Source organism: Streptomyces sp. NPDC054813 (genome assembly GCF_053611365.1).
Genome location: NZ_JBSHAF010000005.1, coordinates 348,564 through 372,671, shown reverse-complemented (window position 1 = coordinate 372,671; position 24,108 = coordinate 348,564). Strand labels below are relative to the sequence as shown.

Annotated in this window: 28 protein-coding genes and 1 pseudogene; 22 read left to right on the top strand and 7 right to left on the bottom strand. The window is 72.6% G+C overall.

Annotation, left to right across the window (positions count from 1 at the left end; all coding sequences use genetic code 11):
- Nucleotides 1-67: 67 nt before the first annotated feature.
- Nucleotides 68-244, bottom strand: coding sequence for a hypothetical protein (locus ACWGJB_RS12620; RefSeq protein WP_453380166.1), 177 nt, complete (start codon nt 242-244; stop codon nt 68-70).
- A 220-nt stretch (nt 245-464) separates the two neighbouring features.
- Between ACWGJB_RS12620 and ACWGJB_RS12615 the strand changes: the two genes are divergently transcribed.
- The 4 genes from ACWGJB_RS12615 to ACWGJB_RS12600 all read left to right on the top strand — a co-directional run bounded on the left by ACWGJB_RS12615 (nt 465) and on the right by ACWGJB_RS12600 (nt 4,388).
- The gene (locus ACWGJB_RS12615; protein ID WP_453380165.1) at nt 465-1,691 is read left to right on the top strand and encodes an NYN domain-containing protein; all 1,227 of its coding nucleotides are present in this window, start codon (nt 465-467) and stop codon (nt 1,689-1,691) included.
- A 118-nt stretch (nt 1,692-1,809) separates the two neighbouring features.
- Nucleotides 1,810-2,784: an ABC transporter ATP-binding protein gene (locus tag ACWGJB_RS12610; RefSeq protein WP_453380288.1), complete on the top strand. Its 975-nt coding sequence runs from the start codon at nt 1,810-1,812 to the stop codon at nt 2,782-2,784.
- Between the two features lie 88 nt (nt 2,785-2,872).
- A complete protein-coding gene (locus ACWGJB_RS12605; protein WP_360482220.1) occupies nt 2,873-3,697 on the top strand; it encodes an ABC transporter permease in 825 nt (274 codons plus the stop codon).
- Nucleotides 3,698-3,731: 34 nt separating this feature from the next.
- Nucleotides 3,732-4,388, top strand: a complete 657-nt coding sequence (locus ACWGJB_RS12600) for an AAA family ATPase (protein ID WP_453380164.1) — start codon at nt 3,732-3,734, stop codon at nt 4,386-4,388.
- A 483-nt stretch (nt 4,389-4,871) separates the two neighbouring features.
- Here ACWGJB_RS12600 and ybaK read toward each other — a convergent pair whose 3' ends face one another.
- The 4 genes from ybaK to ACWGJB_RS12580 all read right to left on the bottom strand — a co-directional run bounded on the left by ybaK (nt 4,872) and on the right by ACWGJB_RS12580 (nt 8,920).
- Nucleotides 4,872-5,375: a Cys-tRNA(Pro) deacylase gene (gene ybaK / locus ACWGJB_RS12595; RefSeq protein ID WP_453380163.1), complete on the bottom strand. Its 504-nt coding sequence runs from the start codon at nt 5,373-5,375 to the stop codon at nt 4,872-4,874.
- Nucleotides 5,376-5,391: 16 nt separating this feature from the next.
- The gene (locus ACWGJB_RS12590) at nt 5,392-6,132 is read right to left on the bottom strand and encodes an LON peptidase substrate-binding domain-containing protein (protein WP_453380162.1); all 741 of its coding nucleotides are present in this window, start codon (nt 6,130-6,132) and stop codon (nt 5,392-5,394) included.
- Nucleotides 6,133-6,143: 11 nt separating this feature from the next.
- On the bottom strand, nt 6,144-7,196 hold the full coding sequence (locus tag ACWGJB_RS12585; protein WP_453380161.1) for a hypothetical protein: 1,053 nt from the start codon (nt 7,194-7,196) through the stop codon (nt 6,144-6,146).
- A gap of 212 nt (nt 7,197-7,408) precedes the next feature.
- On the bottom strand, nt 7,409-8,920 hold the full coding sequence (locus ACWGJB_RS12580; RefSeq protein ID WP_453380287.1) for an oxidoreductase: 1,512 nt from the start codon (nt 8,918-8,920) through the stop codon (nt 7,409-7,411).
- Between the two features lie 260 nt (nt 8,921-9,180).
- On the opposite strand from ACWGJB_RS12580, the gene hisD reads away from it, so the two are divergent.
- The 9 genes and pseudogenes from hisD to ACWGJB_RS12535 form a co-directional block, all read left to right on the top strand.
- Complete coding sequence (hisD, locus tag ACWGJB_RS12575) at nt 9,181-10,506, top strand: histidinol dehydrogenase (RefSeq protein WP_453380160.1); 1,326 nt, start codon at nt 9,181-9,183, stop codon at nt 10,504-10,506.
- Nucleotides 10,503-11,612: a histidinol-phosphate transaminase gene (locus ACWGJB_RS12570; protein ID WP_453380159.1), complete on the top strand. Its 1,110-nt coding sequence runs from the start codon at nt 10,503-10,505 to the stop codon at nt 11,610-11,612. The genes hisD and ACWGJB_RS12570 overlap by 4 nt, the downstream gene beginning before the upstream one ends.
- Nucleotides 11,609-12,202 (top strand): imidazoleglycerol-phosphate dehydratase HisB, encoded by a 594-nt coding sequence (gene hisB / locus ACWGJB_RS12565; RefSeq protein ID WP_453380158.1) that lies wholly within the window; start codon nt 11,609-11,611, stop codon nt 12,200-12,202. The genes ACWGJB_RS12570 and hisB overlap by 4 nt, the downstream gene beginning before the upstream one ends.
- 3 nt (nt 12,203-12,205) lie before the next feature.
- A complete protein-coding gene (locus ACWGJB_RS12560; RefSeq protein WP_351695204.1) occupies nt 12,206-12,370 on the top strand; it encodes a hypothetical protein in 165 nt (54 codons plus the stop codon).
- On the top strand, nt 12,367-13,011 hold the full coding sequence (gene hisH, locus ACWGJB_RS12555) for an imidazole glycerol phosphate synthase subunit HisH (RefSeq protein ID WP_453380157.1): 645 nt from the start codon (nt 12,367-12,369) through the stop codon (nt 13,009-13,011). Before ACWGJB_RS12560 ends, hisH begins: the two co-directional genes overlap by 4 nt.
- The gene (priA, locus tag ACWGJB_RS12550; protein WP_453380156.1) at nt 13,008-13,733 is read left to right on the top strand and encodes a bifunctional 1-(5-phosphoribosyl)-5-((5-phosphoribosylamino)methylideneamino)imidazole-4-carboxamide isomerase/phosphoribosylanthranilate isomerase PriA; all 726 of its coding nucleotides are present in this window, start codon (nt 13,008-13,010) and stop codon (nt 13,731-13,733) included. Before hisH ends, priA begins: the two co-directional genes overlap by 4 nt.
- Nucleotides 13,730-14,128, top strand: a complete 399-nt coding sequence (locus tag ACWGJB_RS12545) for a RidA family protein (RefSeq protein ID WP_453380155.1) — start codon at nt 13,730-13,732, stop codon at nt 14,126-14,128. Before priA ends, ACWGJB_RS12545 begins: the two co-directional genes overlap by 4 nt.
- The gene (gene hisF / locus ACWGJB_RS12540) at nt 14,125-14,880 is read left to right on the top strand and encodes an imidazole glycerol phosphate synthase subunit HisF (RefSeq protein WP_453380154.1); all 756 of its coding nucleotides are present in this window, start codon (nt 14,125-14,127) and stop codon (nt 14,878-14,880) included. Before ACWGJB_RS12545 ends, hisF begins: the two co-directional genes overlap by 4 nt.
- Before the next feature lie 74 nt (nt 14,881-14,954).
- Nucleotides 14,955-15,718, top strand: a pseudogene (locus ACWGJB_RS12535) (MFS transporter); the annotation flags it as partial.
- A 6-nt stretch (nt 15,719-15,724) separates the two neighbouring features.
- Here ACWGJB_RS12535 and ACWGJB_RS12530 read toward each other — a convergent pair.
- Complete coding sequence (locus ACWGJB_RS12530; RefSeq protein WP_453380153.1) at nt 15,725-16,123, bottom strand: VOC family protein; 399 nt, start codon at nt 16,121-16,123, stop codon at nt 15,725-15,727.
- Between the two features lie 10 nt (nt 16,124-16,133).
- Nucleotides 16,134-16,769, bottom strand: a complete 636-nt coding sequence (locus ACWGJB_RS12525) for a TIGR03085 family metal-binding protein (protein ID WP_453380152.1) — start codon at nt 16,767-16,769, stop codon at nt 16,134-16,136.
- An 82-nt stretch (nt 16,770-16,851) separates the two neighbouring features.
- Here ACWGJB_RS12525 and hisI point away from each other — a divergent pair, with 82 nt between their 5' ends.
- The 9 genes from hisI (at nt 16,852) to trpA (ending at nt 23,948) form a co-directional block, all read left to right on the top strand.
- Nucleotides 16,852-17,256 carry a phosphoribosyl-AMP cyclohydrolase gene (hisI, locus tag ACWGJB_RS12520; RefSeq protein ID WP_453380151.1) on the top strand — a complete coding sequence of 135 codons (405 nt, stop codon included), beginning with the start codon at nt 16,852-16,854 and terminating at the stop codon, nt 17,254-17,256.
- A gap of 11 nt (nt 17,257-17,267) precedes the next feature.
- On the top strand, nt 17,268-18,755 hold the full coding sequence (locus tag ACWGJB_RS12515; protein ID WP_453380150.1) for an anthranilate synthase component I: 1,488 nt from the start codon (nt 17,268-17,270) through the stop codon (nt 18,753-18,755).
- 51 nt (nt 18,756-18,806) lie between these two features.
- The gene (locus ACWGJB_RS12510) at nt 18,807-19,451 is read left to right on the top strand and encodes a TIGR02234 family membrane protein (protein WP_453380149.1); all 645 of its coding nucleotides are present in this window, start codon (nt 18,807-18,809) and stop codon (nt 19,449-19,451) included.
- A gap of 315 nt (nt 19,452-19,766) precedes the next feature.
- Nucleotides 19,767-20,027: an HGxxPAAW family protein gene (locus ACWGJB_RS12505; RefSeq protein WP_453380148.1), complete on the top strand. Its 261-nt coding sequence runs from the start codon at nt 19,767-19,769 to the stop codon at nt 20,025-20,027.
- A gap of 85 nt (nt 20,028-20,112) precedes the next feature.
- Entirely contained in the window at nt 20,113-20,559 is a 447-nt protein-coding gene (locus ACWGJB_RS12500) for a DUF2752 domain-containing protein (protein WP_453380147.1), read from the top strand.
- A gap of 155 nt (nt 20,560-20,714) precedes the next feature.
- Nucleotides 20,715-21,524, top strand: coding sequence for an indole-3-glycerol phosphate synthase TrpC (trpC, locus tag ACWGJB_RS12495; RefSeq protein WP_453380146.1), 810 nt, complete (start codon nt 20,715-20,717; stop codon nt 21,522-21,524).
- A 21-nt stretch (nt 21,525-21,545) separates the two neighbouring features.
- A complete protein-coding gene (trpM, locus tag ACWGJB_RS12490; protein ID WP_453380145.1) occupies nt 21,546-21,779 on the top strand; it encodes a tryptophan biosynthesis modulator TrpM in 234 nt (77 codons plus the stop codon).
- 70 nt (nt 21,780-21,849) lie between these two features.
- On the top strand, nt 21,850-23,133 hold the full coding sequence (trpB, locus tag ACWGJB_RS12485) for a tryptophan synthase subunit beta (protein WP_453380144.1): 1,284 nt from the start codon (nt 21,850-21,852) through the stop codon (nt 23,131-23,133).
- Complete coding sequence (gene trpA, locus ACWGJB_RS12480; RefSeq protein ID WP_453380143.1) at nt 23,130-23,948, top strand: tryptophan synthase subunit alpha; 819 nt, start codon at nt 23,130-23,132, stop codon at nt 23,946-23,948. The genes trpB and trpA overlap by 4 nt, the downstream gene beginning before the upstream one ends.
- Nucleotides 23,949-24,108 lie beyond the last annotated feature (160 nt).

Sequence of the window (24,108 nt, the reverse complement as noted above, 5' to 3'; positions counted from 1 at the left end):
CCCGCACCGGGTGCGCCCCTCCTGCGTGCCTGGGCTTCAACAGCCCGGTGGGACCTGGTCAGTCCGCTCAGTTGTGGCCGAAGCTCTTCTGCTTCTTGCGAGCAACATCCGCCGGGCTGCCCTGGATGTGCGACACCGGCGAGTCCTGGGACTCCGTCGACGTACGCTGCGGGTGCTCGTGGGTCTGCTCGGTCTGCGGGGTGCGGTTCTGAGAGCCACCCTTGCGGTTCTTGTTCTTGGCCATGGTGATCTGCCTCCTGTGGGGGATCTAGGGGCCGAATTCAGACTCACATAGGCTGACAACAGACGCATTTCGGATAATTACCGTGTGTGACAGGGTTTGTCGGAGAGCGAGGTGCCGAAACGCCACGCCGAAGATCGAGTTCGGGCCGTTAACCCCCGCGCCGTCGGGCAGACTCGAAGGAAGCCCCGAAAGCAAACCTCCCGGAAAGAGGGTGAGTCGCGTGGACCGCTGCATTGTCCTGGTGGACGCCGGGTATCTGCTGGGTGCCGCCGCCAGTCTCCTCGCCGGTGAGCCCTCCCGATCCCGGATCACCGTCGACCACGCCGCGCTCATCCAGGCGCTGCGCGACCGCGCGGAATCCGACACCGAGCGTCCACTGCTGCGCATCTACTGGTTCGACGGCGCCCCCGACCGCGTCCCGCAGCCGGAACACCGCCGGCTGCGCGTGATGCCCCGGGTCACCGTCCGGCTCGGCGCGCTGACCCGCAGCGACGGACGCTGGGCCCAGAAGGGCGTGGACGCGGCCATGCACGCGGAGCTGACCGAGCTGGCCCGCAACCGCGCCTGCTCGGACGTCGTGCTGGTGACCGGCGACGGCGATCTGCTGCCGGGCATGATGGCCGCCAAGGAGCACGGGGTCGCCGTGCACCTGTGGGCCGTGCAGGCCGCTGACGGGGACTACAACCAGTCCGAGGACCTGGTCGCGGAGGCCGACGAGCGGCGGGTCCTGGACCGCGCGTGGATCACCCAGGCGGTACGGGCGAAGGAGCTGACCGCGGTCTGCGCGCCACCGCCGGCGCCGCGGCCGGAGATCGCCGCGATCCTCTCCGCGCCGCTGCCCGACTCGGGGCTGTCGGCCGCGGCCGAGCCGGGGGCCGACGAGGCCGAGCGGGCGCCCGTGGCGGGCGCGGCGGAGAACGGGGCGGCCGAGCGGGTGCCGGCGCCCAAGGGGGTGCCCACGCCGAAGGACCTCGCCGCGCTGCGGGCGCCGGGCGCGCAGCCGCCGGTGCAGCATCCGCCGACCACGGCGACCCTGCGGTGGTCCTCCGACAAGGGGTGGGTGGACCGGCCGGGCGCCGTCGCGGAGCCCGCGGAGGCCGTCGTCATGCCGACACTGGCCCAGCTGACGACCGCGGAGCAGCGGTGGGCCGACCGCGAGGAGGACATCACGACCGTCGGCGGGGATCCGTACGAGGTCGGGCAGGTGTTCGCACGGCGGTGGATCTCGCGGCTGGGCGACCAGAACCACGTGCAGAAGCTGTCCGGGATGTACCCGCGGATTCCGCATCGGATCGACGGGGAGCTGTTGCGGTACGCGGCCCGGTTCGGGCTGCTGGCGCACAAGGACGACCAGATCGACGAGCACGACCGGTACGCCATTCGGGCGGGGTTCTGGCGCGAGATCGACGTGCCGGCGGGGGCCGCGGAGCATGCGCCGGCCGAATGAGTCGGCCCCGGGGTCGTGAAGCCGACGGCCCCAAAGGCGAGTAAACGGGGCCGACCCCGTAGTCTCGTCCCTTGTGAGTACGGGCGTGGGTCGGGCACTTCGGCAGCAGAGCGACGTGGTGTGTGCCGTGCGTGGGCTGACGAAGACCTACGCCGCGGTCAAAGGGCGGCGTGGGACTCCCGCGGTGCCCGAGGTCCGGGCCACCGACCGGGTGGACCTCGATGTCCGGCGCGGGGAGATCTTCGGGCTGCTCGGGCCGAACGGAGCCGGCAAGTCCACCCTCGTACGACAGCTCACCGGGCTGTTGCGGCCCGACGCCGGCACCGTCGAGATCCTTGGGCACGACATCGTGCGGCATCCCGAGCGGGCCGCGCGGATCCTCGCCTACCTCGGCCAGGAGTCCAGCGCCCTCGACGAGCTGACCGTGTCCCTCGCCGCCGAGACCACCGGGCGGCTGCGCGGCCTGGACGTACGGCAGGCCCGTGCCGAGCGGGACGCGGTGCTGGCGGAGCTGGGGCTCGCGCCCCTCGCCGGGCGGGCGATCAAGAAACTCTCCGGAGGCCAGCGGCGGCTGGCCTGCTTCGCCGCGGCGCTGGTCGGACAGCGGCCGCTGCTGGTGCTCGACGAACCGACGACCGGGATGGACCCGGTGGCCAGGCGGGCCGTGTGGGCCGCTGTCGACCGGCGGCGGGCCGAGCACGGCGCGACCGTCGTCCTGGTCACCCACAACGTGATCGAGGCCGAGACGGTGCTCGACCGGGTCGCCGTGCTCGACCAAGGGCGGGTCATCGCCTGTGACACCCCGGCCGGGCTCAAGGAGCGGGTCGCCGGCGAGGTGCGGGTGGAACTGGTGTGGCGGGAGCGGGCCCCGCTGGAGGTGCCCGAGGTGGCCGTCCTGCGCGAGCGTGCCGTCGAGTCCGGCCGGCGCTGGACGCTGCGGCTCGCGCCCGAGGAGGCGCGTGCCGTCGTCGCCACGGTGACCGGCGGGGCAGCCTTCGCGGCCCTCGACGACTTCACCCTCGCCACGCCCAGCCTGGAGGACGTCTATCTGGCGCTGGGCGGCGCCGCACGGCAGGGGCTGGTGAAGGCATGAGCGTGAACGCCGGGGCGACCGGGCCCGTACGGGAAGGCGCGGCGGCCGTACGTGCCGTGGATGCCGTTGGGAAGAGGAGCTGCGCGACGTGAGTGTCGTACCCGCGGAGGTTCTGCCGGGCGGTGCCCTGGCCCTGGAGGAGACGGCGCCGCGCGCGGCGGCCGAGCTGGGCCCGCGTGCGCGTCTGTGGCCGTCGCTGGCGGCCGTCTACCGGGCGCAGCTGTCCCGTGCCCGGGTGGCGCGGATCCCGTTGCTGTTCGTCGCGACCTTCCAGTCCGTCGGCATCATGATCATGATGCGCGGGGTGGTGGACAGCCGGGGCGAGGCCCAGTCCGTGGTGGCGGGGTCGTCGGTGGTCGTCGTCGCCTATGTGGCTCTGAACCTGCTCGCGCAGTACTTCGGGCAGCTGCGGGCGAGCGGTGGCCTCGACCACTACGCCACGCTGCCGGTGCCGCCGGCCTCCGTGGTGCTCGGGGCGGCCGCGGCGTACGCCTCCTTCACCGTGCCGGGGACGCTGGTGACGGCCGTCTTCGGGTGTGTGCTGTTCGGGCTGCCGCTGAGCAACCTGTGGATTCTGCTGGCCGTGATCCCGCTGGCGGGGGCCGCCCTGTCCGGGCTCGGCGCCGCCTGCGGGCTGCTCGCGCCCCGGCCTGAACTCGCCACGCTGCTGGGGCAGTTGGGCATGTCGGCGGCACTGCTGCTCGGCGTGCTGCCGCCGGACCGGATGCCGGGGATCATCCAGTTCGCGCGTGACCTGCTGCCTTCGACGTACGGCGTGGAGGCCTACGCCCGGACCTTCGGGGCGCGGCCCGACTGGGCCGTCGTCCTTGCTGATCTGGGCGTGTGTGCCGGGGTGGGGGTCGTCTCGCTGGCCGTCGCCACCTGGGCGTATCGCCGGGCCGCCGTCCGGTGACGCGCCGCACAGGCCGACCTGGCACGATGTCAGGGTGACCGCACCGTTGACGCCGCCTCCGCCGCCGCACGACCAGTCCTCACACCAGGCCTGGCAGGCGCCGCCGCCTGCCGGGACGGTCGAAGCATCGTACGGACAGGACGGTCCCGGGATGAAGACCGAGCTGCGTCAGGCCACGGTGATCGTTCTCGTGCTCGCGGTGAGCGGGGTGCTGCTCGGGCTGCTGTGGCTGTGGCTGGCGCCGCACGTCCCGCTGGTGGGGGACCACACCACCAAGGGCTGGGTGGTCTACCTCGAGGACACCGAGGGCGAGCAGGCGGTGGGGGTGGACGGGACGTTCACGCTGCTGGCGCTGGCGTTCGGGGCGGTGACCGCGGCGGTGGTGTTCCTGTGGCAGCGGCGCGGGGGCGTGCCGCTGGTGGTGGCGCTGGGGATCGGGGGAGTGCTCGGGTCGCTGCTGGCGTGGCGGCTTGGGGTATGGCTGGGGCCGGAGCAGGACGTGATCGCGCACGCGAAGGCCGTGGGCAAGGGGGTCACGTTCTCGGCGCCGCTGAAGTTGGGGGCGAAGGGGGCGTTGCTGGCGTGGTCCCTGTCGGCGTTGGTGGTGCATCTGGGGCTGACGGCGTTGTTCGGCCCGCGGGATCCGGAGCCGCCCTACGAGGACGGACCGTACGCGGCTCCGCCGGCGTAGTTCTCCGCCCCCGCCGCCCTTACCCGTCCCATCCCCCAGGGGGCTCGGCCCCCTTCGACCCCCGCCCCTGGTGGCTGCCGCCCCCAGACCCCCGCATCGGCCTGAACGGCCTCGTCCTCAAACGCCGGACGGGCTGAGTGGTGCCTGAACGGCCTCCTGTTTAGACGCGGGACGGGCTGAGTGGTGCCTGAAGGGCCTCGTGCTCAGACGCCGGACGGGCTGAGTGGTGCCTGAAGGGCCTCGTGCTCGGACGCCGGACGGGCTGAGTGGTGGGGGTGCGGACCGGCTGCGGGGCTCACGGGCGCGGGGAACTGCGCGATCCGGCCGCGGCGGGCCGTGGTCGGCAGTCCGCCCGTGCTCCCACCCTCTATGCCGGACGGCGACCGTGGTTCGCGTGGCCCTTCTTCGTGCGCCACTTCCGTTTCCGTGTCTTCTTTGACATGTCTCCCGTAATTAACCGAGAACGGGAGCTTCGTCGAGAGGTCACGCACGCCCGATGGGTGCCACGGTCGCGTCCGTCAGGTCGGCCAGGGACGCCGGGGACAGCTCGACCTCCAGGCCGCGGCGGCCCGCCGAGACGCAGATCGTGGGGTGGGAGGACGCCGACGCGTCCAGGACCGTGGGGAGCTTCTTGCGCTGGCCCAGCGGGGAGATGCCGCCGCGGACGTAGCCCGTCGTGCGCTCGGCCAGGGCCGGGTCCGCCATCGCCGCGCGTTTGCCGCCGACCGCCGTCGCCAGGGCCTTCAGGTCCAGGCTGCCGGCCACCGGCACCACCGCGACCGTGAGTGCGCCGTCGACGTCCGCGACCAGGGTCTTGAAGACCCGGTCGGGGGACACGCCCATCGCCTCCGCCGCCTCCTCGCCGTAGGACGGGTGGGAGGGGTCGTGGTCGTAGGAGTGGACGGTGAAGTCCACGCCCGCCGCGGTCAGGGCCACCGTCGCCGGGGTGCCGCCGCCGGACTGCTGCTTCTTCGACTTCTTCGGCATGTCAGGAAACCCCGGCTCAGTTCAGGCTCGTCGGCGCCCGCGTCAGCTCCGCCGCGGGCAGTGACGGCAGGTTACGGATGATCGCCGTCTCGGAGCGAAGCAGTTTCAGCTCGTCGCGGAGCCGGGACGCCGTGTCGGGCGCCTGGAGCAGTCGCTGCTTGGTGGGGATGTCGTGCATCATCGCCGCGGCGACCAGGTAGGAGACCACGGAGGGTTCGTCGGGGAGCTCGACGCCCGTCGACAGCGAGCGCTCCCGCGCCCCCGCCAGCCGCTTCTGGTACTGGCGGAAGGCCCGCAGCACCCCCTCCGCCAGCGCGCCCGCCTCGTCGCCCTGTTCCTCGGGCAGCTCCTCCAGCTCCGCCGTCAGGAACGGCCCCGACGCGTCGACGGAGAGCAGCCGCACCCGGCTGGTCCCGGTCGCCAGCACCTCGAACGTGCCGTTCGCCCGCTCCCGGATCGTCGCCGCGTCCGCCACACAGCCCACCCGGTGGAAGGACTTGAGGGGGTCGGGCCCGAAGCCGGCCGCCGGCCCCCGGTCGGGCTGGGCCCTCGGATCCGGCATGCCCGGCGCGCTCGGTGCCACTTCGTGGCCGTCGCGGATCGCCACGACGGCGAACCGGCGCGGTTCCTCCTCGGGGGTCTTCAGGAGATCGCGCATCATGGCGCGATAGCGCTCCTCGAAGACGTTCAGCGGCAGCACGAGCCCCGGGAACAGCACCGAGTTCAGCGGGAAGAGGGGAAGACGGACGGTGGTCACGGCGCCACAGCCTAGTGGTCATCGGCGGGAACATGTCCGCCGTGCTCGGCCCGTGGGCGCCCCGCGCTCCGCTGCGAGGGGACCGGTCCGGCCTCGGGGAGCGGTTCGGTACCGGCCAGCAGGTGCGCGCGCAGCCGTACGAAATGGCCCAGCGGGTCGTCGGACAGGCGGTCCCAGGGGAACGACGTGACGTACGGGCCGATCAGGTGCAGCTGGGTGCGGGCGGCCTCCCAGCGCTCCAGCCGGACCAGGAGGTACATCAGCTTGTTGCGGACCTCGGCCGCCCAGGGGTCGGCCGCCGGGAACCGGCCGGAGAGGGCGATCGCCCGGTCGGCCGCCGCGTCCAGGCGGGCGCGCGGTATCACCGGGCCGCAGCCGTCGGCGAGGTAGGCGAAGGCGGCCCGGGCCGGGAGGGCCTGGACGAGGGAGTCGGCCGGGGCGTCCTGGGCGGCCAGGTCGGCGAAGTCGAAGCACTCGCCGTGCGAGCCGTGCCAGTACGTGCCCAGATAGCGCAGGGCCGCCGCATGGCAGCCGTAGTGGTGCGGGGCGCGGCGGACCGCCGCCTCCCACAGCTCCTCGAAGTACTTGTGACCGGCGTCGGAGCCGCGTGCGTGGTCCAGCGCCACCCGCCAGGGCACCGGGTCGCGGTCGTCGCCGCGTGCGGCGGCCGTGATCAGGGGACTCACCGCGCGTAGCAACTCGGTCCGGGCCGGGGACGGCCAGGCCTGGTCCACCGCCAGCTGGGCCCGCAGCAGGAGCAGGTCCGGGTCGTGGGGGGCGGCCGCGGACCAGTCGCCCAGCCACTCGGCCCGGGAGCGGGCGAAGAGGGCGAGCCGGTGCACGTACCGGTCCCGGGCCTCCCACTCGGCCGCGGCCCGGGTACCGGCCAGCAGTCGCGCGGCGGGCCGGTACTCGCCACGGCCTGCCGCGACCAGCACGGGGGCGAGTCGCTCGTCGGGCGCGTCGAGGAAGACCTCGTCGTCGGCCGGCAGCGGGCCGAGGGCGGGGCGTGGGGTGGTCCTTGCCGTCCGGGTGGGACGGAACAGCGCACGCAGCGAAGCCATGGTGTCGCCATTGAAAGTCCGCAGGTCGAGCGCGCGCCAGACCACCAGGCCAACTCCCTGAAAGTTGTACGGTTCCAGGTCAAGGGAAGGCAAAAGGTGACTGTTGCTCACCTGTTGGGTACCTGCCAGGCACACCCAGCCGTGCCCAGCGTGCCCTACCGCGCCCCACCGTGCCTACCGCGCCCGACCGAGCCCAACGGCGCCCACCGCGCCTAACCGCGTCGCAGCAGCCGGGTGGCCCCCGCCGCCACCGTCGTCGCCAGGATCCAGCCCAGCAGGATCATCGCGGCGGATGCCCACTCCCAGCCCCCGCTGAGGCGCCACTGGCCGACCTGGCCCAGGTCGATCACCGGCAGCAGCAGATCGAGGACGAACAGCGCCGGGTCCCAGACCGGATGCCCGCCGGAGGTCATCGGCGGATGAGGGGCGTGCGCGAAGGCGAGCGTGCCCGCCGCCCACAGCACCGCCATCCACACCGCCGCCCGGCCCGGCCGGTAGCCGTAGGCCACCGTCAGGTCCTGCGCGTACCCCCAGAACTTGGCGGCGACCGGCAGCGTCTCGCGGCGCCGGCGCTGCTTGGCGAGTTGCACCTCGCGCGCGTCCTCGTCCTCGCCGGCGGCCCGCAGCACGGTCGCGAGCCGCTCGTACGGCTCCGGGTTGTACTCGGCGGTCGCCGCCGCCACCCAGCCGAGCCGCCGGGTCAGCGGGAACGGACCCTGCGGAACCAGGTTCTCGTAGGCGAAGCCGCCCATGTGCAGCCGCCCGGGGCCCGGCCAGCTGGTCGCCCGGTCCACCAGGTTCACGGTCCGGGCGCCCGACAGCACCACCCGGCCACGCTGCGGCTCCTCCCCGAGGAACCGCAGCTCCGGCGCCTGCACCCGGCGCAGCGACAGCTCCTGGTCGTCCGTGAAGGTGAAGCGCGCCCGCTCCAGGTCGACGGCGTCCCCGAACCGCCCGTCGTCCAGCCGGATCCCGCCCTGGCACTCGAACCGCTGGATCCGGGTCCCGCGCGCCGGGGTCGTGCCGCTCTGCCAGGGGCCGCCCACCCCGGCCGGGGTCAGGTACAGGGTGCGGCCGACGGTCAGCTGGGGCGCGTTCAGCGCGAACCGCCCGTGGGGATTGCGCAGCCGGGCCCCGCGCAGGCTCAGTGACACGCCCACCTTGGCGCTGCGCAGGCTCAGCTCCCCGTACGACTCCAGGAGCTCCGCCTGCAGATCCTGCCCGACCGTCATGCCGTCCGCCGCGATCGACCGTCCGCTGCGGTCCCGGTACACCACCGCCTGGTTCAGCAGCAGGTCGGTGCCGATGTGCGCGTCGGTCAGCCGGACCCCGCCCAGGAAGCGGCAGCGCGGCAGATGCAGGTCACCCTCCGTGCGCACCCGGGCCGCCTCGAGGCGTGGCACCGCGCAGTCCACGAACCGCACGGTGGTGAAGTGCGCCTCCGGCAGCAGGACCTCGTCGTCGAACCGGCAGCCGCGCATCTCCACGTACGGGGTGACCGTGCCGCCCGCCAGGTCCAGGGCGCCGGTGATCCGCAGGCCGGCCAGCTTCAGCGCGGGCACCCGACCCGCGAGCGCCGGCGGCCCGTCGAGCAGCAGCCAGCAGACGATCCGCGCCCGCACGGTCCGCTCGGGCCCCCAGGGGTGGCCGCCGTGCGGATCGTCCATCTGCGCGTCGCCGCTGCTCAGGTCGTACACGCTGCCGTTGCGGAAGGCCTGCCACATGCCGGCCTCGGCCGCGGTCAGATCGTCCGGCAGCTCCACGTCCCGGACCCCCTCGGTCACGGCTCTTCCTTCTTCCTCAGCTACTCGTCAGTCAGGTGTTCGCCCACCGGTGATGCCCGGTCCGTCACCCCTCGAACACAACACGTGAAGGTGATCTTCCGGGTTCCGGCCAGGCTATGTACCGGCCGTTGGCTCACGTTCTGTATCAGCCATTGATACGCGCGAACGGGCCCCGAGTGCCGTCTGAGAGAATTGAGCCTGTGATCTCTCGTATCGATCTGCGCGGCGACGCCCTCCCCGAGGGACTCGCTCTGCGCGACCTGCTGCCCCGAGCCGACTTCGACGTCTCGGCCGCCCTGGAGAAGGTGCGTCCGATCTGCGAGGCCGTGCATCATCGGGGCGACGCGGCGCTGATCGACTTCGCCGAGAAGTTCGACGGGGTCACCCTGAAGCAGGTGCGGGTGCCCGCCGAGGCCCTGACCAGGGCACTTGAGGAGCTGGACCCGGCCGTGCGCGCGGCCCTGGAGGAGTCCGTCCGGCGCGCCCGTCTGGTCCACCGCGAGCAGCGCCGTACGAGCCACACCACCCAGGTCGTGCCGGGCGGGTCCGTGACCGAGAAGTGGGTGCCCGTGGAGCGCGTCGGGCTGTACGCGCCCGGCGGCCGGTCGGTCTACCCGTCCTCCGTGGTCATGAACGTGGTGCCCGCGCAGGAGGCCGGCGTCGAGTCCATCGCGCTCGCCTCGCCCGCCCAGGCCGATTTCGGTGGCCTGCCGCACCCGACGATCCTCGCCGCCTGCGCCCTGCTCGGCGTCGACGAGGTGTACGCGGCCGGCGGTGCCTCCGCCGTCGCGATGTTCGCGTACGGCACCGAGTCCTGCCCGCCCGTCACCATGGTCACCGGCCCCGGCAACATCTGGGTCGCCGCCGCCAAGCGCTACTTCACCGGCCGGATCGGCATCGACGCCGAGGCCGGCCCCACCGAGATCGCGGTCCTCGCGGACGCCACCGCCGACCCGGTGCACGTCGCCGCCGACCTGATCAGCCAGGCCGAGCACGACCCGCTGGCCGCCGCCGTCCTGGTCACCGACTCCGTGGATCTCGCGGACGCGGTGGCGAAGGAGCTGGAGCCGCAGGTCGCGGCCACCAAGCATGTCGACGACCGGATCGTCCCGGCGCTCAAGGGCCGGCAGTCCGCGATCGTCCTGGTCGACGGCGTGGACGAGGGCCTGCGGGTCGTCGACGCGTACGGCGCCGAGCACCTGGAGATCCAGACCGCCGACGCCGCCGCGGTGGCCGGCCGGGTCCGCAACGCGGGCGCGATCTTCGTCGGCCCCTGGGCGCCGGTCTCCCTCGGCGACTACGCGGCGGGGTCCAACCACGTGCTGCCCACCGGCGGCTGCGCCTGCCACTCCTCCGGGCTGTCCGTGCAGTCCTTCCTGCGCGGCATCCACATCGTCGACTACACGCGGGAGGCGCTGGCCGACGTCGCGCACCACGTGGTCACGCTGGCGGAGGCGGAGGACCTGCCGGCCCACGGCGCGGCGGTCAAGGCGAGGTTCGGGTGGAAGGTACCGGCGAGCAAGTGAACTTCGGAATCGACGATCTCCCCGTACGGGACGAGCTGCGCGGCAAGTCCCCCTACGGCGCGCCCCAGTTGGATGTCGCCGTACGACTGAACACCAACGAGAACCCCTACCCGCTGCCCGAGCCGCTGGTCGAGCGGATCGCCGAGCGGGTGCGCGAGGCCGCCCGGGACCTGAACCGCTACCCCGACCGGGACGCGGTCCAGCTCCGCACCGAGCTGGCCAGGTACCTGACCGAGACCGGCAACCACCCGCTCGCCGTCGAGAACGTCTGGGCGGCCAACGGCTCCAACGAGGTCATCCAGCAACTGCTGCAGACCTTCGGCGGACCCGGGCGTACCGCGCTCGGCTTCGAGCCGTCGTACTCGATGCACTCGCTGATCGCGCGCGGCACCGGCACGGGGTGGATCTCCGGTCCGCGCGAGGACGACTTCACCCTCGACGTCGAGGCCGCCACCCGCGCGATCGCCGAGCACCGGCCCCACGTCGTGTTCATCACGACCCCCAACAACCCCACGGGCAACGCGGTGCCCGCCGAGACGGTCCTCGCGCTGTACGACGCGGCCCAGGAGGCCCGGCCGTCCATGGTGATCGTCGACGAGGCGTACGTCGAGTTCAGCCACGGCGCCTCGCTGCTGCCGCTGCTCGAAGGTCGGCCGAATCTCGTCGTGTCCCGGACCATGTCGAAGGCCTTCGGCGCGGCCGGCCTGCGCCTCGGCTACCTCGCCGCGCACCCCGCGGTGGTGGACGCCGTACAGCTGGTCCGGCTGCCGTACCACCTGTCGGCGATCACCCAGGCGACCGCGCTGGCCGCCCTGGAGCACACCGACACCCTGCTGAAGTACGTCGAGCAGCTGAAGGCCGAGCGGGACCGGCTGGTCGCCGAGATGCGCGCGCTCGGTCTGGAGGTCACCGAGTCCGACGCGAACTTCGTGCAGTTCGGGCGGTTCGAGGACCCCCACCGCGCCTGGCAGGGGATCCTCGACCGCGGGGTCCTGGTCCGCGACAACGGCGTGCCCGGCTTCCTGCGGGTGTCCGCCGGAACCCCCGAAGAGAACGACGCGTTCCTCGACGCGGTACGTGAAGTCAAGAAGGAGCTGGACGCATGACCCGCGTAGGGCGCGTGGAGCGCACCACCAAGGAGACCTCGGTCCTCGTCGAGATCGACCTCGACGGCACCGGGAAGACCGACATCGCCACCGGCGTCGGGTTCTACGACCACATGCTCGACCAGCTCGGCCGGCACGGACTGTTCGACCTCTCCGTGAAGACCGACGGCGATCTGCACATCGACTCGCACCACACCATCGAGGACACCGCCCTCGCCCTCGGCGCCGCCTTCAAGCAGGCGCTCGGCGACAAGGTCGGCATCTACCGCTTCGGCAACTGCACGGTCCCGCTGGACGAGTCCCTCGCCCAGGTCACGGTGGACCTGTCCGGCCGCCCGTACCTCGTGCACACGGAGCCGGAGAACATGGCTCCGATGATCGGCGAGTACGACACCACCATGACCCGGCACATCCTGGAGTCCTTCGTGGCCCAGGCCCAGGTCGCCCTCCATGTGCACGTGCCCTATGGGCGCAACGCACACCACATCGTGGAATGCCAGTTCAAGGCGCTCGCCAGGGCGCTGCGCTACGCCTCCGAGCGCGACCCGCGCGCGGTCGGCATCCTCCCCTCGACGAAGGGCGCTCTGTAAGCCATGACCGGGCTCAACACCCTGCTGATCGTCGTCGGCCTCTTCCTGGTCGGCGGAATCATCTCCTTCGTCAAGCAGAAGATGCCCACCAGCCTCATCGTGCTGCTCTCGATAGGAGCCGCGATGTGCCTGGTGGCGGGCATCATGAGGCTGGAGGTGTGGAATTGAGCGCACCCTCGAAGAAGGTCGTCGTCTTCGACTACGGCTTCGGGAACGTCCGGTCCGCCGAGCGGGCGCTCGCCCGCGCCGGGGCCGACGTCGAGATAACCCGTGACTTCGACAGGGCGATGAACGCCGACGGCCTGCTGGTGCCGGGTGTCGGCGCCTTCGCCGCCTGCATGGAGGGCCTGCGCGGGGCCCGCGGGGACTGGATCATCGACCGGCGGCTGTCCGGCGGACGGCCGGTGATGGGCATCTGCGTCGGCATGCAGATCCTGTTCGCGCGCGGCATCGAGCACGGCGTGGAGACCGAAGGCCTCGACGAGTGGCCCGGCTCGGTCGAGCCGCTGCAGGCCGAGATCGTGCCCCACATGGGCTGGAACACCGTGGACGTGCCGGCCGCCTCCGAGCTGTTCGCGGGCCTGGACACCGACGCCCGCTTCTACTTCGTGCACTCCTACGCCGTCCAGGACTGGTCGCTGGAGACGCACAACGCCTCGCTGCGGGCCCCGCTCGTGACCTGGTCGACGCACGGCAAGCCGTTCGTGGCCGCCGTGGAGAACGGCGCCCTGTGGGCCACCCAGTTCCACCCCGAGAAGTCCGGCGACGCCGGCGCCCAGCTCCTCACCAACTGGATCGGAACACTGTGAGCAAGCTCGAACTCCTCCCCGCCGTCGACGTCCGCGACGGCCAGGCCGTCCGCCTCGTGCACGGCGAGTCGGGAACCGAGACCTCCTACGGCTCCCCCCTGGAGGCCGCCCTCGCCTGGCAGCGGTCGGGCGCCGAGTGGCTGCACCTGGTCGACCTGGACGCCGCGTTCGGCACCGGCGACAACCGCGAGCTGATCGCCGAGGTCGCCGGGGCGATGGACATCAAGGTGGAGCTGTCCGGTGGGATCCGGGACGACGCCTCGCTGGCGGCCGCCCTGGCCACCGGCTGCCGCCGGGTGAACCTCGGCACGGCCGCCCTGGAGAGCCCGGAGTGGGTCGCCAAGGTCATCGCCGAGCACGGTGACCAGATCGCGGTGGGCCTGGACGTCAAGGGCACGACCCTGCGCGGCCGTGGCTGGACCCGCGACGGCGGCGACCTCTACGAGACGCTGGCCCGCCTCGACCAGGAGGGCTGCGCGCGGTACGTCGTCACCGACATCGCCAAGGACGGCACCCTCCAGGGCCCGAACCTGGAGCTCCTGAAGAACGTCTGCGCGGCGACGGACCGCCCGGTCGTGGCCTCCGGCGGCGTGTCGTCGCTGGACGACCTCCGCGCGCTGGCCGGGCTGGTACCCCTCGGTGTCGAGGGCGCCATCGTCGGAAAGGCCCTCTATGCCAAGGCGTTCACCTTGGAAGAAGCACTGGAGGCGGTGTCCCCGTGAGTGAGCTGCGACGTGTCACGACGGGCGCGCCCTGGGAGGATGCCTTCGGGTACTCCCGCGCGGTGGAACTGCCCAACGGCCTGGTACTGGTCTCCGGCTGCACCTCCATAGTGGACGGCGAGATCGCCGGGGGCGGCCCCTACGAGCAGGCGGTCAACTCCTTCAACGTCGCGTTCGCAGCGCTGGGGCAGCTGGGCCTCGGCCGTGACGATGTGGTGCGGACACGTATGTACGTCACCCACGCACGGGACGTGGACGATGTCGGGCGCGCCCACAAGGAGCTGTTCGACTCCGTCCGGCCCGCCGCATCCATGATCATCGTCTCCGGCTTCGTGGACCCCAGCCTGGTCGTCGAGGTCGAGGTGGAGGCGTACCGAGGGGAGGCCACGGCATGACCCTGGCGGTCCGAGTCATCCCCTGCCTGGACGTGGACAACGGCCGGGTCGTCAAGGGCGTCAACTTCCAGAACCTGCGGGACGCGGGCGACCCGGTCGAGATGGCCAAGGTGTACGACGCGGAGGGCGCCGACGAGCTGACCTTCCTGGACATCACCGCGTCCTCCGGCGACCGCGAGACCACCTACGACGTGGTGCGCCGCACCGCCGAGCAGGTCTTCATCCCGCTGACCGTCGGCGGCGGGGTGCGCACGGCCGAGGACGTCGACAAGCTGCTGCGGGCCGGCGCCGACAAGGTGGGCGTCAACACGGCCGCGATCGCCCGCCCGGACCTGATCCGGGAGATCGCGGAACGCTTCGGCCGCCAGGTCCTGGTCCTGTCGGTGGACGCCCGCCGCACCCCCGAAGGCACCTTCGAGGTCACCACCCACGGCGGCCGCCGCGGCACCGGCATCGACGCGGTCGAGTGGGCGCACCGGGCCGCCGAGCTGGGCGCGGGGGAGATCCTGCTCAACTCGATGGACGCGGACGGCACCAAGGACGGCTACGACCTGGAGATGATCACGGCCGTCCGCAAGCACGTCACCATCCCGGTCATCGCCTCCGGCGGCGCGGGTCGGCTGGCCGACTTCGCCCCGGCCGTCGCGGCGGGCGCGAACGCCGTCCTCGCCGCCTCCGTCTTCCACTTCGGCGACCTGCGGATCGGCGAGGTGAAGCAGGCGCTGCGCGAGGCGGGACATCCCGTGCGGTGACGCTGCGCTGAGCCCTGGCCCCGGTTTCCCCAGGTGGGGTGCCGGGGCCTTCTGCTGCACGACCCCGGATGCCTGCCGACCGGCTGGGGCCGCGCCGGGTCGCCATCGGCAGTGACGCGGTGCGCTGCGCGGCAGTCCTCGCCGTGGCCGCGCTGCTCTTCCTGACCAGCCCCGGCCTGTGGCTGCTCGCGGCGCTCGCCCTGGTCTTCGGCACCGTCGACACGTGTTCATGCCCGCCGTGGGCGCCCTCCCCGCGCGCGTGACCAGCTGTCACCAACTCGCGCGCGTGCAGGGCATGCGCGGTATCGCCATACGCGTCGCGAGCATCCTCGGCGCCCCGCTCGGCGGCCTCGGCGTGGCGGTCGGCGGCGCCGCGGCCGCCTTCGGCCTCGCCGGGCTGCTCATCGCCGTATCGGTCCCCCTGCCGATGACCCTGCGGGTGCGGGAACTCCCGGCCGACGGCCGCGCTGCCGACCCCACCCCCTGGCAGGACCTGCGGGCGGGCTCGCCCACATCCGCCGCCACCGCGTCCTGGCCCCGCTGATGCTGGCCATCGCCCTCGGCGACCTGGGGTTCGTCAGCCCCCTCAACGTCGGGCTGACCCTGCTCGCCGACCGGCGCGGCTGGGGTGCGGCCGGGGTGGGCTGGGGGCCGGGTCACCTCCGTCTCCGGCCTGATCAGCCTGGGTCTGACCCCGCTGAGCATGCCGTTCACGGCCGCCGCGAGCGGCGTCTTCGGACTCGGCCCGGTCTACGTCGTCAGCGCCGCCGTCTGCGGGCTCGGCGGGGTCGTCGCGGTGGCCGTACCGGGGCTGCGCCGCGCCGAACTGCCCCGCTGAGACCGCTCAGCCCTTCGGCTGGGTCAGCTGGATCAGGTTGCCGACCGTGTCGTCCATGACGGCCGCGATCACCGGGCCCTGTTCCTGCGGCTCGTGGGTGAAGCGGACGCCGAGGGCGCGCAGGCGGTCGTACTCCGCGCGGATGTCGTCGACCGAGAAGACGATGGCCGGCAGGCCCGCCTCATACACGGCCTTGCGGTACGGCTCCGCGATGGTGCCCTGGCCGGGCTCCAGGAGCAGTTGGAGGTCCGGCTGGGCGCCGCCGGGCGCGCCGACGGTGATGAACAGGGTTCCACCGCCCAGGTCGAGGTGGGTGCGGGTCTCGAAGCCCAGGACGTCGGTGTAGAAGACGTGCGCTTTCGGCACGTCGTCCACGAACACGCTCGTCATCGCGACCTTGATCACCGCGGGCCCCTCAGATGCCCAGCTGCTTGGACTCGTGGAGCTTGGCGATCGCGTTCTCGTCGCCGTCCACCGCGACCTTCGCCGCGTTCTGCCGGCCGAAGGCGAACATCAGCAGCTCGGAGGGCTCGCCGGTCACCGTCACCACCGGGGCGCCGCGATGGGCGACGGCCGTCTGGCCGTCCGGACGGCGCAGCACCAGGCCCGTCGGCACGCCCCTGCCCAGCAGCCGTGCGGTGCGCTCCAGACGGGACCACAGGGCGTCCTGGAAGACGGGGTCCAGCTCGCGCGGCGACCAGTCCGGCTGGGCGCGGCGGACGTCCTCCGTGTGGACGTAGAACTCCACCGTGTTGGCCGCCTCGTCGACCTGCTTGAGCTGGAACGGCGAGAACCGCGGCGGGCCGGTACGGATCAGCTGGATAAGCTCCTCGTACGGCTTCGCGGCGAACTCGGCCATCACCTTCTCCAGGCGTGGCGCGAGCTGTTTGATCAGCGTGCCCCCGGCCGCGTCCGGCCGGCGTTCGCGCACCACCACGTGCGCGGCCAGATCACGGGTCGCCCAGCCCTCGCAGAGGGTCGGCGCCTCGGGACCGGCGGTCTCCAAGAGGTCGGCGAGCAGAAGCCGTTCACGCTTGGCGAAGGTCGACATGGTGCCAGCCTACGGCCCCACGCACGGTCCGGACAGTGGACACGGTCCGTGACTGTCGGTGCCGCGCGGCACAATGGCACCCATGACCAGTACGACCGGTACGCCCCCGCCCAGCGGCCTCGCCCCGGAGATCGCCGCCCGCCTCAAGCGCAGCGCCGACGGCCTCGTGCCCGCCATCGCCCAGCAGTACGACACGGGCGAGGTACTGATGCTCGGCTGGATGGACGACGAGGCGCTGCACCGCACCCTCACCACCGGCCGCTGCACCTACTGGTCGCGCAGCCGCCAGGAGTACTGGGTCAAGGGCGACACCTCCGGTCACTTCCAGTGGGTCAGGTCCGTCGCCCTCGACTGCGACGCCGACACCCTGCTGGTCAAGGTCGACCAGGTGGGCGCCGCCTGCCACACCGGCGACCGCACCTGCTTCGACGCCGACGTGCTCCTCAAGGACGGTGCCGATTCCGGCGTCCCGGCCTCCGATCAGTAAGGTCTGCCGCCATGGACCTAGAGACCTTCCGCAAGCTGGCGACCGACCGGCGTGTCATCCCGGTCACCCGCAAGCTCCTCGCCGACGGCGACACCCCGGTCGCGCTCTACCGCAAGCTTGCCGCCGAGCGCCCCGGCACCTTCCTGCTGGAGTCCGCCGAGAACGGCCGCACAGCCTTCCAATGGTCTCGCTACTCGTTCGTGGGCGTCCGCTCCGCGGCCACTCTCACCGCCCGTGACGGCCAGGCCCACTGGCTCGGCGCCCCGCCGGTCGGCGTGCCCGTCGACGGCGACCCGCTGGCCGCCCTGCGCGCCACCATCGAGGCCCTGCACACCCCGCACGCGGAGGACCTGCCCCCGTTCACCGGCGGCATGGTCGGCTATCTGGGCTACGACATCGTGCGCCGCCTGGAGAAGATCGGCCCGGGGGAGCGGGACGACCTCGGGCTGCCCGAGCTGACCATGCTCCTCACCAGCGATCTCGCGGTGATGGACCACTGGGAGGGCTCGGTCCTGCTGATCGCCAACGCGATCAACCACAACGACCTCGACACCGGCGTCGACGAGGCCTACACCGACGCGATCGCCCGCCTGGACGCCATGGAGGCCGACCTCTCCCGCCCGGTCGCCCAGCCCCCGGCCGCCCTGCCCCCCTCCGAGCTCCCCGAGTACACCGCCCTGTGGGGCGGCCCCGACTTCCAGGCCGCGGTCGAGGACATCAAGGAGCGCATCCGCGCCGGCGAGGCCTTCCAGGTCGTCCCCTCACAGCGCTTCGAGACCCCGTGCACGGCGAGCGCGCTGGACGTCTACCGCGTCCTTAGGGCCACCAACCCCTCGCCGTACATGTACCTCTTCCGCTTCGAGGGCTTCGACGTCGTCGGGTCGTCCCCCGAGGCCCTGGTCAAGGTCGAGGACGGCCGGGCCATGGTCCACCCCATCGCCGGCACCCGGCCGCGCGGGGCCACCCCGCGCGAGGACCAGGACCTCGCCGACGAGCTGATGGCCGACCCCAAGGAGCGCGCCGAGCACCTGATGCTCGTCGACCTCGGACGCAACGACCTGGGCCGGGTCTGCGAACCGGGCTCCGTCGAGGTCGTCGACTTCATGTCCGTCGAGCGGTACTCGCACGTCATGCACATCGTCTCGACGGTCACCGGCAAGGTCTCCGAGGGCCGTACCGCCTTCGACGTCCTCACCGCCTGCTTCCCGGCCGGCACCCTCTCCGGCGCCCCCAAGCCCCGGGCGATGCAGATCATCGACGAACTGGAGCCGTCCAGAAGGGGGTTGTACGGCGGCTGCGTCGGCTACCTCGACTTCGCCGGCGACTCCGACACCGCGATCGCCATCCGTACCGCCCTGTTGCGGGACGGCACGGCGTACGTCCAGGCCGGCGCGGGCATCGTCGCCGACTCCAACCCGGTCGCGGAGGACCAGGAGTGCCGCAACAAGGCGGCGGCGGTGCTGCGCGCGGTGCACACGGCCAACAGACTGGGCAAGTAGGGCGCTTCTCACTCAACCCCGGGTGACCGTTCGCCCGGGGTTCAAGCGATAGTGGAGTACGTGACTGCCGTTCCTCACCCCCGTTCCCAAGCCGCCGCGCACAGCGGGTCCGGCCGCCGCAGCCTCGCCGTCGCGCTGTTGTTCGGTGGGCTCGGCGCGGCCGTGGCCCTGCTGTCCAGCCGGCAGCGCTGGGCGGAGGGCACCGCGACGGTGGCCGGTGGCGCCTTCCCGCTGACCGCCAAGGGCAGCGACGTCACGGGCGTTCCCGCGGCCCTCGCCATAGTGGGCCTCGCCGCGCTCGTCGCCGTCTTCGCCGTCCGCAGGGCCGGCCGCTTCCTGGTCTCCGGGCTCCTCGCGCTCTCCGGCGCCGGTATCGTCGTCGCCGCCCTGGCGGGCGCCTCCGACGGCTCCGCGCTGGACGAGAAGGCCGCCGAGGCCAGTGGCGACTCCTCCGCCGCGGTCGACGCCCTCAGCCACACCGGCTGGCCGTACGTCGCCGCGGCCGGCGGCGCGCTCATCCTGATCGCCGGACTGCTCGCGCTGCGCTACGGCCGTCTCTGGCCCGCCATGTCCGGCCGCTACGAGCGCGGCACGGGGGCGGAGCGGCCGCGCCGCGCACCGAAGCCGGTCGACCCGGACCGGCCCGAGGACATCTGGAAGGCCCTGGACCGGGGCGAGGACCCCACGGGAGCCTGAGCGCTCCGCTGGGGGCGCCGCGATGAGATGCTCTGCCGTCTGCCGTCTGCCGTCTGCCGTCTGCCGTCTGCCGTCTGCGGCGCCGTCGCGGCTGGTCGCGCCCACGCGGCGGAGCCGCCCATCGAACACGGCCCCGCGCCCCTTCGGGCGCTTGACGACGGGCTCAAGTGCCCGGATGTGGCGAATCAGACGCTCCCCCCGCTCACGGCAGGCGTGCGGGTACGTGACAATGGAAGTCGAGCGTCCGGAACGGACCCGTACGAGCGCGGCCACGGACGGCACGTACGACACGCACCAGCTAACGAGGAGCAAGTCATGGCGGGCAGCAGCCACGGTCACACCCCGGCCGCCTGGACGGGCGTCACCATCGCCTTCATCGGTTTCTGCGTCGCGGGCGCCTTCATGGTGATGGCCCAGCCGGTGGGCTTCTGGGCCGGCATGGTGATCGTGGTCCTCGGTGGCGTGGTCGGCATGATCATGCGCGCCATGGGCCTCGGCATGCCGAAGCAGACCGCCCTGGTGACGGCGCACAGCGCCCCGGCCGTCACCCGCGAGCCGGTCACCGCCGAGGGCTGATCGACAGCGCTTGCAGCGCTTCCCGAGGGGCGTCCCGAGACATCGGGACGCCCCTCGCGCGCATGTGCCGACCGTACGGGGCACAATGCGAGGCGTGAACGCCGACACCTCCAGCGCGGCCGCCCCGGCGCCGCCCTCCCTGCGCGGACGGCTGGCCGTGCCCGCGGGGGTGCTGGCCGCCGTCGTCGGGGCCTTCGCCTACGTCGGCACGGTCGACCCCAACCAGCCCGGCCACTACCCGGTCTGCCCCCTCTACCGGCTCACCGGCCTGTACTGCCCCGGCTGCGGCGGCCTGCGCAGCGCGCACGCGTTCATCCACGGCGACTTCCTGGCCGCGCTGCGGGACAACGCGGCGGGTGTGGCCGCCTATCTGGCCTTCGCCGTGGTGTGGACCATCTGGGTGGTGCGCGCGGCACGCGGCCGGCCCGCCCGGATCGAGCTCAGGCCGGTCCCGATGTGGACCCTGGGCGCGGTGCTGCTGGTCTTCACCGTTGTCCGGAATCTGCCCTTCGTCGGCTGGTTGCATCCTTGATCAACTGGCAAACGTCCAGGTAGCGGGATCGGGCCTCGGCCGGATGCGAGGTCGGCGCCGTCCTGCGGATACCATCGATGTGACCATGGGTTTTGACCCGCAAGGGTTTCGACCCGCTCGGAAGAACCGTCCGGAACCGGAAGGGGACCGCTCGCGTGAGTGTGCTCGACGAGATCATCGACGGAGTCCGTGCCGACCTCGCGGAGCGGCAGGCGCGCGTCAGCCTCGACGAGCTCAAGGAGCGCGCGGCGAAGGCGCCCGCCGCCAAGGACGGCGTGGCCGCACTGCGCGGCGACGGCGTCAAGGTGATCTGCGAGGTCAAGCGCTCCAGCCCGTCCAAGGGCGCGCTGGCCGCGATCGCCGACCCGGCCGGGCTCGCCGCGGACTACGAGGCGGGCGGCGCGGCCGTCATCTCGGTCCTGACCGAGCAGCGTCGCTTCGGCGGCTCGCTGGCCGACCTGGAGGCGGTCCGGGCCCGTGTGGACATCCCGGTCCTGCGCAAGGACTTCATCGTCACGTCGTACCAGCTGTGGGAGGCCCGCGCGTACGGCGCCGACCTCGCGCTGCTGATCGTCGCCGCCCTCGACCAGCCGGCCCTGGAGTCGCTGATCGAGCGCGCGGTCTCCATCGGCCTCACCCCGCTCGTCGAGGTGCACGACGAGGACGAGGCCGAGCGCGCGGTGGACGCGGGCGCCAAGGTGATCGGCGTCAACGCGCGCAACCTGAAGACCCTGGAGGTCGACCGCTCCACCTTCGAGCGGGTCGCCCCGGAGATCCCCGACACCGTGGTCAAGGTCGCCGAGTCCGGCGTCCGCGGCCCGCACGACCTGATCGCCTACGCCAACGCCGGTGCCGACGCGGTCCTGGTCGGCGAGTCCCTGGTGACCGGCCGCGACCCCAAGTCGGCGGTGGCCGACCTGGTGGCGGCGGGTGAACACCCGGCACTGCGCCACGGCCGCCCCTGATCACCCGGTAGGCTGACACCGATGACTCTGACCGTGACGACCGTGGACCGGTACGCCCGCCTCGCGCGCGGCTGCCGCCCCCGGGGCTGCCGAGCCCCGGCGAGGCGCGTCCACGGCCGCCGCGTGCGTTATGTCATCGGAGACGAACCTGGGCAGGTCAACGGGCGTCGATGGCAGCGCGCCCCCAAGGGGCGCGGGGCTGTATCTGACCATGCGACTCCGTCGCGTGAGCGCGACCAGCCGCACACGGCCTGAGGTCGTACAGCAAGCTCCGCCCCCACGGCGAACAGTGTCTTTTCACACGCACTCACCGTGAGGTTTCCGCATGCCCAGCGAGTACTTCTTCCCTGACCCAGAAGGCCAGGTGCCCTCTCCCGAGGGCTACTTCGGCGCCTTCGGCGGCAAGTTCATCCCGGAGGCCCTCGTCGCCGCCGTGGACGAGGTCGCCGTCGAATACGACAAGGCCAAGCACGACCCCGAGTTCGCCCGCGAACTCGACGACCTGATGGTCAACTACACCGGCCGCCCCAGCTCCCTCACCGAGGTGCCCCGCTTCGCGGAACACGCGGGCGGCGCCCGCGTCTTCCTCAAGCGCGAGGACCTCAACCACACCGGCTCCCACAAGATCAACAACGTGCTCGGCCAGGCACTGCTCACCAGGCGCATGGGCAAGACCCGGGTGATCGCGGAGACCGGCGCCGGCCAGCACGGCGTGGCGACGGCCACCGCCTGTGCGCTGTTCGGCCTCGACTGCACCATCTACATGGGCGAGATCGACACCCAGCGCCAGGCCCTGAACGTGGCCCGGATGCGCATGCTCGGCGCCGAGGTCATCTCCGTGAAGTCCGGCAGCCGCACCCTGAAGGACGCCATCAACGAGGCGTTCCGCGACTGGGTGGCCAACGTCGACCACACCCACTACCTCTTCGGTACGGTCGCAGGACCGCACCCCTTCCCGGCGATGGTCCGCGACTTCCACCGGGTCATCGGCGTCGAGGCCCGCCGCCAGCTCCTGGAGCGGGTCGGTCGCCTCCCCGACGCGGCGATCGCCTGCGTCGGCGGCGGCTCCAACGCCATCGGCCTCTTCCACGCCTTCATCCCCGACGAGGGTGTCCGCCTCATCGGCTGCGAGCCCGCGGGCCACGGCATCGAGACCGGCGAGCACGCGGCCACCCTCACCGCCGGCGAGCCCGGCATCCTGCACGGCTCCCGGTCCTACGTCCTCCAGGACGACGAGGGCCAGATCACCGAGCCGTACTCGATCTCGGCCGGTCTGGACTACCCGGGCATCGGCCCGGAGCACTCCTACCTCAAGGACTCCGGCCGCGGCGAGTACCGCGCGGTCACCGACGACGCGGCCATGCAGGCCCTGCGCCTGCTGTCCCGCACCGAGGGCATCATCCCGGCCATCGAGAGCGCGCACGCCCTCGCCGGCGCCCTGGAGGTCGGCCGGGAGCTCGGCAAGGACGGGCTGATCGTCGTCAACCTGTCCGGCCGCGGCGACAAGGACATGGACACCGCCGCCCGCTACTTCGGGCTGTACGACACCGACGCCGAGGTCGCCGCCGACGCCACCGCCACCGCCGAGATCGAGGGGGACGCCAAGTGAGTGGGAACATTCAGCTCCTGTCCGACACCCTCGCGGGTGCCAAGGCCGAGGGCCGCAGCGCCCTGATCGCCTACCTCCCGGCCGGGTTCCCGACCGTGGCCGGCGGCATCGAGGCGATCAAGGCCGTCCTGGACGGCGGCGCTGACGTCGTCGAGGTCGGGCTGCCGCACAGCGACCCGGTGCTCGACGGCCCGGTCATCCAGACCGCCGACGACATCGCCCTGCGCGGCGGCGTCAAGATCGCGGACGTCATGCGCACGGTCAAGGAGGCCTACGCGGCCACCGGCAAGCCGATCCTCGTCATGACGTACTGGAACCCCATCGACCGCTACGGTGTCGAGCGCTTCACCGCCGAGCTGGCCGAGGCGGGCGGCGCGGGCTGCATCCTGCCCGACCTGCCCGTCCAGGAGTCGGCCCTGTGGAGGGAGCACGCCGAGAAGCACGGCCTCGCGACGGTCTTCGTCGTGGCGCCCAGCAGCAAGGACGAGCGGCTCGCGCAGATCACGGCGGCCGGCAGCGGCTTCGTCTACGCGGCCTCCCTGATGGGCGTCACGGGTACCCGGGCATCGGTCGGCGCACAGGCCCAGGACCTGGTGGAACGCACCCGGGCCACCGGCACCGGACTGCCCGTCTGTGTCGGCCTCGGTGTCTCCAACGCGGCCCAGGCCGCCGAGGTCGCCGGCTTCGCCGACGGGGTGATCGTCGGCTCGGCCTTCGTGAAGCGGATGCTGGACGCGCCGGACGACGCGGCCGGCGTGGTGGCCGTCCGGGAACTCGCCGGTGACCTGGCGAAGGGCGTGCGCGGACAGGCGTAACGGAACACCACGGATCATCCGGTCACTCGAACGGGTGGACCTCGGACCGGGGGGGGGGGGGGGGGGGGCGGGGCCCGGGGGGGGGGGGGGGGGGGGGGCGTTGCGCGGCGCGGGGCAGGCCGGCCGCCCGCCGCGCACACCCCCGCCCGCGCGACGCCGA